Annotated in this window: 18 protein-coding genes; 8 read left to right on the forward strand and 10 right to left on the reverse strand. The window is 63.9% G+C overall.

Going from position 1 to position 13,537, the window contains the following annotated elements; genetic code table 11:
* The first annotated feature begins 95 nt into the window (after positions 1–95).
* The 6 genes from DY201_RS22435 (at position 96) to moaB (ending at position 3,772) form a co-directional block, all read left to right on the forward strand.
* Positions 96–320 (forward strand): putative signal transducing protein, encoded by a 225-nt coding sequence (locus DY201_RS22435; RefSeq protein WP_067964652.1) that lies wholly within the window; start codon positions 96–98, stop codon positions 318–320.
* Positions 317–1,117 carry a tRNA1(Val) (adenine(37)-N6)-methyltransferase gene (locus tag DY201_RS22440; RefSeq protein ID WP_245432070.1) on the forward strand — a complete coding sequence of 267 codons (801 nt, stop codon included), beginning with the start codon at positions 317–319 and terminating at the stop codon, positions 1,115–1,117. The genes DY201_RS22435 and DY201_RS22440 overlap by 4 nt, the downstream gene beginning before the upstream one ends.
* 69 nt (positions 1,118–1,186) lie before the next feature.
* Positions 1,187–2,053: a S49 family peptidase gene (locus DY201_RS22445; protein ID WP_115733138.1), complete on the forward strand. Its 867-nt coding sequence runs from the start codon at positions 1,187–1,189 to the stop codon at positions 2,051–2,053.
* Positions 2,054–2,129: 76 nt separating this feature from the next.
* The gene (locus DY201_RS22450) at positions 2,130–2,315 is read left to right on the forward strand and encodes a hypothetical protein (RefSeq protein WP_115733139.1); all 186 of its coding nucleotides are present in this window, start codon (positions 2,130–2,132) and stop codon (positions 2,313–2,315) included.
* Between the two features lie 10 nt (positions 2,316–2,325).
* Positions 2,326–3,192, forward strand: a complete 867-nt coding sequence (locus DY201_RS22455; RefSeq protein ID WP_115733140.1) for a 4-(cytidine 5'-diphospho)-2-C-methyl-D-erythritol kinase — start codon at positions 2,326–2,328, stop codon at positions 3,190–3,192.
* A gap of 13 nt (positions 3,193–3,205) precedes the next feature.
* Positions 3,206–3,772, forward strand: coding sequence for a molybdenum cofactor biosynthesis protein B (gene moaB / locus DY201_RS22460; RefSeq protein WP_115733141.1), 567 nt, complete (start codon positions 3,206–3,208; stop codon positions 3,770–3,772).
* Between the two features lie 62 nt (positions 3,773–3,834).
* Here the strand turns inward: moaB and DY201_RS22465 are convergent, their stop codons facing one another.
* Entirely contained in the window at positions 3,835–4,338 is a 504-nt protein-coding gene (locus DY201_RS22465) for a glycosyltransferase (protein WP_115733142.1), read from the reverse strand.
* Between the two features lie 147 nt (positions 4,339–4,485).
* Here DY201_RS22465 and DY201_RS22470 point away from each other — a divergent pair, with 147 nt between their 5' ends.
* Positions 4,486–5,640, forward strand: coding sequence for a PA0069 family radical SAM protein (locus tag DY201_RS22470; protein ID WP_115733143.1), 1,155 nt, complete (start codon positions 4,486–4,488; stop codon positions 5,638–5,640).
* 149 nt (positions 5,641–5,789) lie between these two features.
* Positions 5,790–6,440, forward strand: coding sequence for a ribonuclease HII (locus DY201_RS22475; protein ID WP_115733144.1), 651 nt, complete (start codon positions 5,790–5,792; stop codon positions 6,438–6,440).
* A 124-nt stretch (positions 6,441–6,564) separates the two neighbouring features.
* On the opposite strand, the gene DY201_RS22480 is transcribed toward DY201_RS22475, so the two are convergent.
* The 9 genes from DY201_RS22480 to DY201_RS22520 form a co-directional block, all read right to left on the reverse strand.
* Complete coding sequence (locus tag DY201_RS22480; RefSeq protein ID WP_115733145.1) at positions 6,565–6,951, reverse strand: DUF4180 domain-containing protein; 387 nt, start codon at positions 6,949–6,951, stop codon at positions 6,565–6,567.
* Positions 6,952–7,097: 146 nt separating this feature from the next.
* Positions 7,098–7,577, reverse strand: a complete 480-nt coding sequence (locus tag DY201_RS22485) for a F0F1 ATP synthase subunit B (protein WP_115733146.1) — start codon at positions 7,575–7,577, stop codon at positions 7,098–7,100.
* 10 nt (positions 7,578–7,587) lie between these two features.
* A complete protein-coding gene (locus DY201_RS22490; RefSeq protein ID WP_115733147.1) occupies positions 7,588–8,187 on the reverse strand; it encodes a F0F1 ATP synthase subunit B in 600 nt (199 codons plus the stop codon).
* A 61-nt stretch (positions 8,188–8,248) separates the two neighbouring features.
* Entirely contained in the window at positions 8,249–8,473 is a 225-nt protein-coding gene (locus DY201_RS22495) for a F0F1 ATP synthase subunit C (protein WP_115733148.1), read from the reverse strand.
* A 65-nt stretch (positions 8,474–8,538) separates the two neighbouring features.
* Entirely contained in the window at positions 8,539–9,288 is a 750-nt protein-coding gene (locus DY201_RS22500) for a F0F1 ATP synthase subunit A (protein ID WP_115733149.1), read from the reverse strand.
* 39 nt (positions 9,289–9,327) lie between these two features.
* Positions 9,328–9,738: an AtpZ/AtpI family protein gene (locus DY201_RS22505; RefSeq protein ID WP_115733150.1), complete on the reverse strand. Its 411-nt coding sequence runs from the start codon at positions 9,736–9,738 to the stop codon at positions 9,328–9,330.
* Between the two features lie 240 nt (positions 9,739–9,978).
* A complete protein-coding gene (locus tag DY201_RS22510) occupies positions 9,979–11,166 on the reverse strand; it encodes a cell wall hydrolase (protein ID WP_115733151.1) in 1,188 nt (395 codons plus the stop codon).
* 127 nt (positions 11,167–11,293) lie between these two features.
* Complete coding sequence (gene der / locus DY201_RS22515; protein WP_115733152.1) at positions 11,294–12,730, reverse strand: ribosome biogenesis GTPase Der; 1,437 nt, start codon at positions 12,728–12,730, stop codon at positions 11,294–11,296.
* A gap of 10 nt (positions 12,731–12,740) precedes the next feature.
* Complete coding sequence (locus DY201_RS22520) at positions 12,741–13,406, reverse strand: tetratricopeptide repeat protein (protein WP_115733153.1); 666 nt, start codon at positions 13,404–13,406, stop codon at positions 12,741–12,743.
* Between the last annotated feature and the right edge of the window lie 131 nt (positions 13,407–13,537).

Raw genomic sequence — 13,537 nt, forward strand, 5'->3', positions numbered from 1 at the left:
TTCTAGGGCGGCATGCACCGTGCCCGCAAGTGGCGAATTGGCGCGGTGCAACACCTAGCGTTTACTTCGCCGCTCCAAACTGCGAATTTCCAGACATGATCGAACTCATCCGCACCAACGACGCCGTCATCATCTCCTTCGTCGAGGCACTGCTGCGCGACGCCGGCATCGGCAGCTTCACCGCCGACGAGAACATGAGCGTGCTCGACGGTTCGATCGGCATCCTGCCGCGCCGCATCATGATCGACGCCGACGACGCCGACGAAGCGCGGCAATTACTGACCGACGCCGGCATCGAGCACGAAATCCGCCGGAAGTGACAGCCGCGCCGCCGCCCGCAAAACAGCTCGACTTGCCACCCCATACGGTGGATGCATTCCATCGCGGCGACTTCTGGCTGGTGCAGCCCAGCGGCAGCGGCCACCGCGCCGGTATGGATGCGCTGATGCTGGCCGCCGCAGTGCCCGGCGCGTTCGCCGGGAGACTTGCCGATTTCGGCGCCGGTGCCGGTGCCGCCGGCCTTGCGGTTGCTTCGCGCTGCAGGCAGGCCAAGGTGCTACTTGTCGAGCTCAGCATAGAGATGGCGCGCTTCGCCGAGGCCACTCTCGCCCATCCCGGCAATGCCTCGCTACGCGACCGCGCCTCCGTGCTCGTCGCCGATGTCGGCCTTTCGGGCAAGGCACGCGCCGAGGCCGGCTTGGCCGACGCCTCAATCGACTTCGTCATCATGAACCCGCCCTTCAATCCGGCGCATCACCGGCCGACACCGGACGCGCTGAAGCGACAGGCGCATGTCATGGAGGACGGGCTGTTCGAAAGCTGGCTCAGGACCGCCTCGGCCATGGTCAAGCCGCGTGGCGGTCTGGCCATCATCGCCCGGCCGGAGCAGCTTGCGGCAATCCTCGCAGCCCTCGACGGCCGCTTCGGCAAGGCTGAGATCGTGCCGGTGCATCCACGCGCCGACACTGCTGCTATCCGCGTCATAGTGCGCGCCGTTCGTGCCTCGCGGGCGCCGCTTACGCTCTGCCCGCCGCTGGTCCTGCGCGATCCAGGCGACAGCTTCTCGCAACGCGCCGACGACATAAGCAACGGCCGCACGTCGCTTTTCGGTGATTGAACAACGCCTGAGCATTGCGGTTGTCTTGGGAAGACATACATCCGCCTGACCAGAGACCGGAGAAATTATGTGAAGAAGCTCTTCCGCCGCCTGCTGCCGAGATCGATGCGAGGCGGCGAGATCGTCATCCCCGTCATCAGGCTGCAAGGTACGATCATGTCGGGCGGCAGCCAGTTGCGGCCGACACTTTCGCTGGCATCGACTGCGGGGCTGATCGAAAAGGCCTTCTCGATTTCGAGCGCGCCCGCCGTCGCCATCTCGATCAATTCGCCCGGCGGCTCGCCGGTGCAGTCGCGCCTGATCTTCAAGCGCATCCGCGACCTTGCCGCCGAGAAGAACAAGAAAGTGCTGGTCTTCGTCGAGGACGTCGCGGCATCAGGCGGCTATATGATCGCCATTGCCGGCGACGAAATCTTCGCAGACCCATCCTCCATCGTCGGTTCGATCGGCGTGGTATCGGCCTCCTTCGGCTTCACCGACCTGATCAAGAAGATCGGCGTCGAGCGTCGCGTCTATACCGCAGGCGCCAACAAGGCGACGCTCGATCCGTTCCAGCCGGAGAAGGCCGAAGACGTCGAGCGACTGAAGAAGCTTCAGCTCGAAGTGCACGACACCTTCATCGACATGGTCAAGGAGCGCCGCCACGGCAAGCTGAAGGACGACCCCGACCTGTTCACCGGTCTGTTCTGGTCTGGCAAGAAGGGCCTCGAACTCGGTCTCGTCGATGCGCTCGGCGACATGCGCACGGTGCTCAAGGACCGCTATGGCGCCAAGGCCGAGCTCAAGCTCATCACGGCACCGCGCGGCCTGTTCGGCCGCAGGCTCGGCCTCGGCTCGTCCGCCCTGGGCTTCACGCCCGAAGCTGCCGGCGCCGTCGCCACCGGCCTGGTGGATGCGGCGGAAGAACGCGCTTTGTGGAGCCGGTTCGGCCTTTGAAAAAGCCGAAACGGCGGATTATCATCCGGGTGTTGCCCCGGCTGGCCGGAAACGGCACCGAAGGGAGGAGAATGAAATGCCGCAGCTCATCTTTTTCGCGCTTGTCGGCGTGGTTGGCTATATCGGCTACCGCTCCTTCATCAAGGAGGCCGAACGGGTGACTGCCAAGGTACGGCGCAACGAAAAGCAGCGCCAGACGGGCGCCAACGGCACGCTGGTCAAGGATCCTGAAACCGGCGAGTACCGGCTCGAGAAAGACTGACACCCAGCCCGTGACCTTCAACAGCGTCCCGCTCGCCGAACTCGCCCCGGCCAAGATCAATCTGGCGCTGCATGTCACCGGCCGGCGCCATGACGGCTATCATCTGCTCGAAAGCCTCGTCGTCTTCGCCGAACTCGGTGACCGCATTACGGTCGCAGCGGCGGCCGAGGAAAGCTTCGTCGTTGACGGCCCCTTCGCCACCGACGTGCCGGTCGACGGCGGCAATCTGGTACTCAAGGCCCGCGACGCGCTGCGTACTGCCTTTCCTCAACACACGACACAGCCGGTCGCCATAGCGCTGGAAAAAAACCTGCCGGTCGCCTCGGGCATCGGCGGCGGTTCGAGCGATGCGGCCGCCGCTTTGCGCGCACTGAGTCGCCTCTGGCGCCTGCCGGCCGATGCCTCCGAACTGGCCCGCCTCGCTTTGCCGCTCGGCGCCGACCTGCCGATGTGCCTGGCCGGGCATCCGCTGATCGCCCGCGGCATCGGCGAGCAACTCGACCCGGTCCGGCATTTTCCCTGCCTGCCGATGGTGCTGGTCAATCCTGGCATCGCAGTGGCGACACCGAGCGTTTTCCAGGCGCTGAAGCGGCGCGAAAATCCGCCGCTTGCCCCCCTCGACAGCGCCGACACCGTGCTCGACTGGCTGACCATTAGCCGCAACGACCTTGAACCTCCGGCGATCTCGGTCGAGCCCTCTATTGCCGAGGTGCTGGCGGCACTTCGCAGCTCCGGCGCCTCTTTCGCCCGCATGTCGGGATCGGGTGCCACCTGCTTCGGCATTTTTGACGGCAACGCTGCCGCCGCGCGCGCGGCAGCGGCAATCTCGGCAGAGCATCCCGGCTGGTTCAGTGCCGCCACAACGACCCGGACCTAGGAGCCCAAGACAAATGGCAAGTGAGCCCCGGACAAGTGATCCCCGCCCCTTCGTCCCCGTCCGCATCGCCGTGCTGACCGTCTCCGACACCCGCACCCTGGCCGAGGACAGATCTGGCCAGACGCTTGCCGACCGCATCACTGAAGCGGGCCACGTGCTCAAGGCACGTCACATCGTCACCGACGACAAGGACAAGATCCGCGACCAGGTCACCGCCTGGACGCTCGATGCCGAGATCGACGTGATCATCACCACTGGAGGGACCGGCTTCACCGGCCGTGACGTCACCCCCGACGCGCTGGAGCCGATCTTCGAAAAGCGCATGGACGGCTTCTCTGAAGTGTTCCACCGCATTTCCTATGACAAGATCGGGACGTCGACGATCCAGTCTCGCGCTACCGGCGGCGTGCTCAACGCCACCTTCGTGTTCGTGCTGCCGGGATCGCCAGGCGCTTGCCGCGACGCCTGGGACGGCATCCTCAAGGCGCAGCTCGACTACCGCCACATGCCGTGCAATTTCGTGGAGATCATGCCGCGGCTCGACGAGCACCTCAGGCGCGGCGGCGCCAGGTCCAGCTGAGGCTGCTGCGTCTTAGGCAATTCCGTACGGAAAAACCGCGGCGCACTTTTCCTGGAATTGCCCTAGCGCTGCGCGACGACGATTTCCGCGTCGAGCGTCTTCATGGCTAGCCCGCGCGCGATGCCTTCGGCGTCCGCGCCATTGCGGCCCAGAACAGCTGCCTGCTTCCTGGTGATCACCAGACCCTGCTCCAGAGCGCGTGGCCGCGATGTGACCCGTTCCCAGAATGGCCGGTTGCTCGCCCGCGACCGGGTGAAACGCGCCGCAATCGCCAGTCGGCTGATGTGGCGCACCGCGTCTTCGGTCCAGCCCTCGGCCAGACGAGCACCCGGCTCGAGCAGCAGCAGCCAATCGCTCCTGGCCTGCGCGATGCCCGCCTGGATACCGCCCTTGGCGAGATAGGCGCAGCCGGCATGCTCGGCGACATAGTGGGTCTGGTCGGTAGAACCGAGGTCGCAGACGATCACTTCGCGCACGACACCCTCGACAGCGCCGCCGACCAGCGAGGCCAGCGTGCGCGCCAACCCCTCCTCGTCGTCCCTGGTCTCGATCAGAACGCTCAGCATATCTAGCCGCATATCGGAAAGCCGGCCGAAGCGCCAGCCTCGCCGCCCCAGCAACAAAGTTCTTGCTTTGTTCTGCTTTCCAAAATAGGAATAGTTTCATGCCGAACGAATCGACGGACGGCCTTTTTCCCTTCGGGAGATAGCGAAATGGAACCCATCGCACGGGCCGATATTGCCGCTTTCAAGGGTGGCGGGGCGGGAATGGCCAATGCCATGATCGAGGAAAGCGGCCTGCGCATCAACCATGAGCGCAGGCGCGGCCGCGGTGCCGGCGTCAACCCGTCAGGGCGTTACGAACCGGTCAGCCGCCATGTCTTCGACGACGGCTGGAGCACCATCGAGGAGCTGCCGCCGTTCAAGACCGAGGTTCAGGTCGAAAAGCCGCGCACCATCATCACCCGCAACGAATCGCCCGACATCTCCTTCGACCGTTCGATCAATCCCTATCGCGGCTGCGAGCATGGCTGCGTCTATTGTTTCGCCCGTCCCACCCACAGCTATATGGGCTTGTCGGCTGGGCTCGATTTCGAATCCAAGCTGTTCGCCAAGCCTGACGCGGCACGGCTGCTCGACCGAGAACTGTCCAAGGACGGCTACCAACCGCGCACGATCGCCATCGGCACCAACACAGACCCCTACCAGCCGATCGAGAAGCATTGGCGCATCATGCGCGAGGTGCTCGAGGTGCTGGAAGCACGCAATCACCCTGTCGGCATCGTCACCAAGTCGGCCATGGTTACGCGCGACATAGACATCCTCAGCCGCATGGCCGCGAAGGGCCTTGCCAAGGTGGCGCTGTCGGTGACGACCCTCGACCGCATGCTGGCGCGGACCATGGAGCCGCGGGCAGCAACGCCTACCAAGCGCCTCGAGGCTATCAGGCAGCTCTCAGATGCCGGCATCCCGGTCTCGGTGATGGTGGCACCGATCATCCCCGGGCTCACCGACCAGGAGATCGAGCGCATCCTCGACTCGGCCAAGGCCGCCGGTGCCACCAGCGCCGGCTATGTCATCCTGCGTCTGCCGCTCGAAGTCAGCCCGATCTTCAAGGACTGGCTGCTCCGCCACTATCCCGACAGCTATCGCCACGTGCTGTCACTGATCCGCTCGATGCGCGACGGCAAGGACTATGATTCGGAGTGGGGCAAGCGCATGAAGGGCAAGGGTCCCTATGCCTGGCAGATCGGCCGACGCTTCGAGATCGCGGCCCAGCGCCTCGGCCTCAACTCGGTGCGCACGCCGCTGAGGACCGACCTTTTCGAGGCCGGCCCCAAGGACCAGTTGCAGCTGACGCTGCTTTGAACATTTGGGCGGGCATCGTCGTCCGCCCGTGCAAGAGATTCCGTCCGGCCGTTCCCCGTGGCCAGTTGACGGTGCCTTCCCGGACCGCCGCCCTAATCGGCCGGGAAGGACTTGCGGAGGATCGGGGCCGATGCGAGCATCGCCGCACTATGGCTCGCCCGCGCTCCGATTCTCCGCCCCTCTTCGAATTCATCGACAAGCCCGACTTCGCCTTCGAAACGAAAGCGATATTGGGCGGCCTGTGGCCATGCGCCGGCCTTGACGAAGCCGGACGCGGACCGCTCGCCGGGCCGGTTGTCGCAGCCGCCGTCGTTCTCGACCCCGGCAATATCCCTTCGGGGCTGGATGATTCCAAGCGCCTCACGGCTGCCCAGCGCGACGCGCTGTTCGACGACGTGCTGCGCAAGGCGCTGGGCGTCGCCGTGGCCTCCGTCTCGGCCGACAGCATCGACCGCAGCGACATCCGCAAGGCGAGCCTCGAGGCGATGCGTCGCGCACTGGCGGGCCTGCCTATGGCCGCCAAATCGGCCCTTGCCGACGGCCGTGACGTGCCGCCCGGTCTGAGCTGCACCTGCCGTGCTTTGGTCAAGGGCGACCAGCGCTCGCAATCCATCGCCGCAGCTTCGATCGTTGCCAAGGTCACGCGCGACCGCATGATGTGGGTCTGCGGCTCAAACGACAACCGCTACGGCTTCGAAGTCCATATGGGCTACGCCACCGCTCGCCACCGGGCGGCGATCATCGAGCACGGTGCATCGCTTCGCCTGCACCGCATTTCCTTCGCCCCGTTCAGGGACTAGAGTATTTCCGCCTTTCTTCGACACGCGCAATCGCTCTATCTTCTTGTTTTTGCGCAAAATACGGACGGAAAATCGCTACGCACTTTTCCTGGAATTGCTCTGGCCGCGGCAGAAACGCCCGCGCCTAACCCTGCTGGCTCTGAAACCGCGACGTCCCGAGCCTGACGTCAAGTTCGGCGAAATCCGCAACGAACCAGATCGACCTGCCCTTGTTCGTTTCACGCACGAAGTCACGCAGCGCGCCACTGCCTTCCAGCGCCTGCGTGATGTCCCCGATGATCGCGCAGCCGAGGCCATAATTCACGAACTTCTGAAACACCTCGCCAGCAACGCCGCTGCTGAGCTTGAGAAAATCCGGGCCAAGCCTTTCCAAGGGGATGGCGAGGAAATCAGCTTCGCTCGACCATGCCTCGCTGATGAAGTCATTGGCTTCGGCAGGCGTGCGCAGTGCCGCACCGTCCTGGCTGAAACGGAGTATCCGGGATTTACCGATTTCGACGATCTGGGTCATGTTACCCGGCTAGCAGCGGCTGCAGCAAGGTACAAGCCGCGCCGGAGCGGCTCCTGCCAACCGAAAGACAGTCGCCCCTGGCCCTGAAAACAAAAAAGCCGCTGGAAATTCCAGCGGCTTTCTTAAATCTGCTTGGACTGTCCGGCTTAGTTGAGCTTGGCCTTCAGTTCCTGCACCGAGCCCTTGAACAGGTCGGCGTTGGTCTTGGCGTCGGCCTTGCCGGCGAAGATCTGGCGAGCTGCTTCGACCGCGAGATCGACAGCGTTGGCGCGAACTTCGTTGACGGCGTCGCGTTCAGCCTGACCGATCTTGAGTTCGGCAAGTGCGGTCCGACGAGCAACATACTCTTCGGTCTTCTTGTGAGCTTCTTCGGCGAGAAGGCCGGCTTCGCGCTTGGCCATATCGACGATGTCGGCGGCCTCTTTCTCAGCTTCCTTGCGCTTGCGCTGATACTCGGCGAGCAGCTGCTGGGCTTCTTCACGAAGCTTGCGTGCGTCTTCAAGTTCGGCGCGGATGCGTTCGGCGCGCTCGTCGAGCGACTTCGAGAGCATGCCCGGCACCTTCAGGTACAGGACGACGCCGACGAAGATGACGAGAGCGACTGTGGCCCAGAATGTTGCGTCCATGGCCCCTCTCCTACTTGCTCGCTGCCTTGACGGCGGCGGCGATGTCAGCCTTGTCGACCTTGCCGGTACCCAGAGCCTGGACGATCGCGGCAGCGGTGTCCTCGGCGATGGTGCCCACTTCCTTCATGGCGTTGGCCTTGATGGTAGCGATGCGTGCTTCCGCCGCGGTGAGCTTCTGGTCGAGCCCGGTTTCGACTTCCTTGCGCTTGGCTTCGGCTTCCGCCTTGGCTTCGTCGCGTGCTTCCTGGCCGATGGCGTTTGCCCTGGCTTTCGCCTCAGCAAGCTCCTGCTCGTATGCGGCAACCGCCGCATCCGCCTCGGACTTCATCCGGGCAGCCTGGTCGAGGTCCCCGGCGATGCGATCGCGGCGCACCTCGAGGATGCCGCCGACACGCGGCAGCACGACGTTCTTCAGGAAGAGATAGAACAGGCCGAAAGTGATCGCGAGCCACAACAGCTGCGACGGATAGTTCGACGTATCGAAAGGCGGAAACAAGCCACCACCGCCATGCTCCGCACCCGTTTCCGTGTGCGCAGTCGCGGCGTCGGTGGTGTGAGCTTCCCCGGCCGCAGGTGCGACTTCCTCGGCGTAACCCGGCGTGACAAACATCTCTATCCCCTGTCATCCCACCGGCCGCAACACGCGGCCGGTCAACTCGCTTGCGCGGCTCTTATGCGAAGAGCAGGAGCAGAGCGACGAGGAGCGAGAAGATGCCCAGAGCTTCGGTAACGGCGAAGCCGAAAATCAGGCGACCGAACTGGCCGTCAGCTGCCGACGGGTTGCGCAGGGCGCCCGAAAGGTAGCTACCGAAAATGGTGCCCAGGCCGATGCCTGCGCCGCCCATGCCGAGACAAGCGATGCCTGCGCCGATTGCCTTTGCTGCTTCAACTTCCATTGTCCAACTCCTTGTGGATCGAAGATATAGTTGCGGTATCCAAGACGGCGGCAGCCGCCGTCGAATTAGTGGCCCGGGTGCAGGGCGTCGTTGAGGTACATGCAGGTCAGCACCGCAAACACATAGGCTTGCAGGAACGCGACCAGAACTTCCAGACCGGTGATCGCCACAGTCATGAACAGCGGCAGGATCGAGCCGACGACGCCGACAGCGCCGAATGCGCTGAGCGAGGTGACGAAACCAGCGAAAACCTTGAGCGTGATGTGGCCGGCCAGCATGTTGGCAAACAGACGAACCGACAGGCTGATCGGACGCGACAGGAACGAGATCACTTCGATCAGCACGACCAGCGGCACCAGGACGCCAGGAACGCCGTGCGGCACGAAGAGCTTCAGGAACCCGAAGCCATGCTTCATGAAGCCGTAGACGATGACCGTACCGATGACCAGCAGCGCCAGCGCGAAGGTGACGATGAGATGGCTGGTGACGGTGAAGAAGTAAGGGAACAGGCCGATCAGGTTGGCGACGAGCACGAACATGAACAGCGAAAACACCAGCGGGAAGAAGCGCATGCCCTGGGTACCCGCCGCGTCTCGTAGCATCGAGGCGACAAATTCGTAGGACATCTCCGAAACCGACTGCAGGCGGCTCGGCACAAGGCCGCGGCTCGACGTCGTCAGGAACAGGAAGGCGCTCGCGACGATTACGGTGGCGACCATGAAGGCGGACGAGTTGGTGAAGGAGAAGTCGAGGCCGCCGATCTCGATCGGAATCAATTTCGCGATCTGAAACTGATGAATTGGATCGTTGGCCACGCTGGCCCCCCTTCGCCTAAATTGCGCCTCGCAGCGCTGCTATTTCTTTTCCGGTTCGTCCGACTGCTTGTCGGGCGACCTGATACCGGCATCAGTAACCATTCCTGCCGAACGCAGGACATTGAGCACGCCGGCGCCGAAGCCGAGCAGCAGAAACACGATCAAGCCCCAGGGCGACGTGCCTGCCAGCCGATCGATGATCCACCCCAGACCGACACCAACCGCGATCCCGGCGATGAACTCGCTGGACAGCTTGAGTGCCTGGCCGTAACCGGTCACACCATTCGACCCTGTACTCTTTTCCCCCTCGCGGGCAGTCTGGCGTCTTGTCGCAAGCGTTGCTTCAAGCTGTTGCCGACGGCGCTCGAGTTCGTCGTCGCGGTGATCGTTCTCGGCTCGATTTTCAGGCCGGGAGTTTCCATTTCCGCCTGGGCCCGAAGGCTTGGCCATTGCAAACTCCCACCCGGTCCGAGCGTATCCGTTCGTCCGCTTCAAAGTCGCCGGCAACATAGTTAGAGGGCCTCTGCCCGTCAAGCCACGGGGAGGCCCATCTAACTAAGTATTTTATGTAGGAAAATCAGCTAGTTGTCGAAGTGCGACATCCTGCCCGCGGCTCCGCTCCGTGATGACCCGCCGAATCCGCGTGCAATCTGGCGGCTGGCCGACTCCATGGGCCCGTGCCAGATGCGTTCAGCTCCAGCCGCCGCCGTAGGTGCGGTAGAAGATGTGCAGACCGATCTTGGTCATCTTCTTCATGCCGCGCGCCCAGCCGGGATTGACGTAGTTGGCGTAGTAGTGGGTCGAGGAACCGACTTCCGGGATGAAGATCTTGCCAGCGGTGACCGCCATGGCGACGTCCTGGGCGGTCTTGTAGTGCGACGGGCTGGTGACGCGGTCCTTGATGCCGTCGCAGGCAAACGAGAACTGGCAGCGGTTGAACCAGCCGTCATTCTGGTAGACGACGCCGCAGATGGTGCCTGGATAGGCCGGGTTGCGGACACGGTTGAGGATGACCTGGGCGACGGCCGCCTGGCCGCGCACCGATTCGCCGCGCGCCTCGAAGTAGATGCCGTTGGCGAGGCAGGCCTGCTCGGCCTTGGAGAACACGCTCGCCGGCAGCGGATTGGCCAGCCACCAGTGATCACCCTTGCCCATCGGCGGAATGAAGCGGCCGCCGGCCTCGTCGTCGTCGCGCAGCAGGGCTTCGAAGGGCGAAGCCTTGGCATAGTCGGGCGCGGCCGGTGCGTAAGCTGTGGCAAGGATGTCGGCCTTGTCGTTGTTGACCAGCGAGGCCAGCATTGCCGGAACACCGCGCGCGGTACGCTTTTCGGTTTCCTTGACGTGGAACGCGCCGGCGATCTGGATTTCCTTGCCCTTTATGTCGGGCTTGGCGAAGGTCAGCTTGAGGCCGCTGTCGAGGGCCGGACGCAGAAGCGAACTGGTGCGCTCGAACACCGAGCCGGCGGTGAAGTTCTTCGGCGGGCTGACCCTTGAAATGTTGACGATGCGGGCCTTCTTGTCGACGCGGACGATGCGGTCCTCATCCGGCAGGTCGGACGAGCCGAACTTCTTGCCGCGGAACGAGACGGTGCCGACGCCGGCAATCTTGACGCCCGAGCCGGAGATCGGGCCGGTGATGATGCCGTCGACGAAGGGCATTTCGGCGGCATGGACCGAGCCGGCTGCAGCTTTCTCGACGTAGGAACTCCAGCGCGTGTTCTGGCCTTCGAGGCCGGAGACGAGGCTGGTCATGTCCTGATAGGCAGCGACTGTGGGAAAGCCGAGCCAGATGCCGAGGCCGATCACGGCCGGCGCCAGGAACGAACGTCTTCCCTCGCGGGCAGCAGCAAACCGCCGCTTCACAACACCTCGATGCACGGAAACTCTCCAGGACGCAACACACCCTACTGGAGAGGAAAATGAAGCATTAACCTTGATGGAGCGTTAACAGGCGCAACGTTGGCGCAATGCAAAAAGGGCCCGCTTGCGCGAGCCCTTCGGTGTTTCATTTCTTCTTCTTGGCCCGCCCGGCGAACGGGTTGTCCGAGGCGCGCAGCGCCATGCGGATCGGCACGCCGGGCATGTTGAAGGCATCGCGCAGATTGTTGACGAGATAGCGCACATAGGACTGCGGCATCGCATCGGGGCGCGAGCAGGACAAGACGAAGCCAGGCGGCCTGGTCTTGGCCTGGGTGATGTACTTGATCTTGAGCCGGCGGCCGGCAACGGCGGGCGGCGGATGATGGGCAAGGATGCCCTCGAGCCAGCGGTTGAGTTTGCCGGTCGAGACGCGGCTGTTCCAGACCCGGTGCGTTTTCATCACCGCGTCCATCAGCTTTTCCAGCCCGCGGCCGGTCTCCGCCGACATCGGCACCGCCTGCAGGCCACGCGCCTGCGGCAACAGCCGCTCGGTCTTCTCGCGCAGCTCGGCCAGCGCTTCCTGCGGGTTGTCGATGAGGTCCCACTTGTTGAAGGCAATGACCGGCGCCCTGCCCTCGCGGATGATCAGGTCGGCGATCTGCAGGTCCTGCTTCTCGAACGGGATCGTCGCATCGAGCACGATGATGACGATCTCGGCGAAGCGGATGGCGCGCAGGCCGTCCTGCACCGAGAGCTTCTCGAGTTTCTCCTGGACCCTGGCCTTGCGGCGCATGCCGGCAGTATCGAACATCTTGATGCTGCGGCCCTGCCAGTCCCAGTCGACCGAAATCGAATCGCGGGTGATGCCGGCCTCAGGCCCGGTGAGCAGGCGCTCCTCGCCGATCAGCGCATTGATCAGCGTCGACTTGCCGGCATTCGGCCGGCCGACGACGGCGATGCGCAGCGGCTTGGTCTCGTCATAAGCGGGCGCCTCTTCGGCGTCGGGATCGGCGATATCCTCGCCGATCAGCACATCGCTTTCGGCGACGTCATCGGCCTCGTCCTCGTCATCGGCGAAGACGACTTCCTTGCCGAGCGCTTCGACGACGGCATCGCGCAGGTCGGGCATGCCAAGACCATGCTCGGCCGAGATCTGCACCGGTTCGCCAATGCCGAGTTCCCACGCCTCGAGCGCGCCGCCCTGGGCACCACGCGCCTCTGACTTGTTGGCGACGAGCACCACCGGCTTGCCGGACCGGCGCACGATCTCGACGAAGGTGCGGTCATCGGGCGTGAGACCCGCCTTGGCGTCGACCATGAAGAAGATGAGATCAGCTTCCTTGATGGCGATCTCGGTCTGCGCCCGCATGCGACCCTGGAGCGTCGCAGCACCGGCGTCCTCGAAGCCAGCGGTGTCGATGACGTCGAAGACGAGATCGTAGAGCTTGGCTGCGTGCACGCGGCGGTCGCGCGTCACGCCGGGCGTGTCGTCGACAAGGGCGATCTTCTTTCCAACCAGGCGGTTGAAAAGGGTGGATTTGCCGACGTTGGGCCGGCCGATTATCGCGATCTTGAAAGCCATCGGGCCCGCATCACGACGCGTTGCCGGAACCGCGGATCAGTTCGGCCAGGAGGTTGGAGCGCTGACGCGCATTGCGCGGCGCGCCTTCGTCGGAGGAAATCTGCTCAAACAGCTTGAGCGCATCGGCAAGCTTGCCTTCCTTCCAGGCGGCAAGGCCGAGCGCCTCGCGGGCCGAATGGCGCAGCGGGTTGGTGTCGTTGGTCAAGGCTTCGACACGGCCCGAGACATCGGCATAGCTGCCGTTGTCGACGAGCAGGAGTGCGGCGCGCAGACGGGCGACATCACGAATGACGTTGGGAATAGAGCTGTCGGCGGCCACTTCGTCGAAGCCGGCGATTGCCGCCTTGAAGTCGCCCTTGTCGGCCTGGACGGTGGCAGCACGCATGCGGGCGAGCAGCGGATAAGCACCGTAGCCGTCCTTTTCGAGCGCGTCGAAAGCGGCAAGCGCTTCATCGGCCTTGCCGGTATTGGCGAGCGTCAGCGCCTGCGAGAAGCGGTCGCCGGAATTGTTGGCCTTGTTTTCGACCCAGTATTCCCAGGCCACGAACAGGCCGGTGCCGATGACGATCAGCACGGCGATGACGATGGCTGCGGGGCCATAGCTGTCCCACAGGGCCTTCGCCTTCTCCTGGCGAATTTCCTCGTTTACTTCACGAAAGAAACTGTCGTCCGACATGCTATCCAATCACCTCTGCCCCTCGGGGCCGTTTGAGCCTGCGTTTTAACGGAATTTCGCCGCCATGGAAGGGGGCGGGGCGGAAATTCGGTTCCTACGGGTTCTGAGTGCAGTGAGAGCCGGTCGTGCCT

This window comes from Aminobacter aminovorans (assembly GCF_900445235.1).
Lineage (GTDB): Bacteria > Pseudomonadota > Alphaproteobacteria > Rhizobiales > Rhizobiaceae > Aminobacter > Aminobacter aminovorans.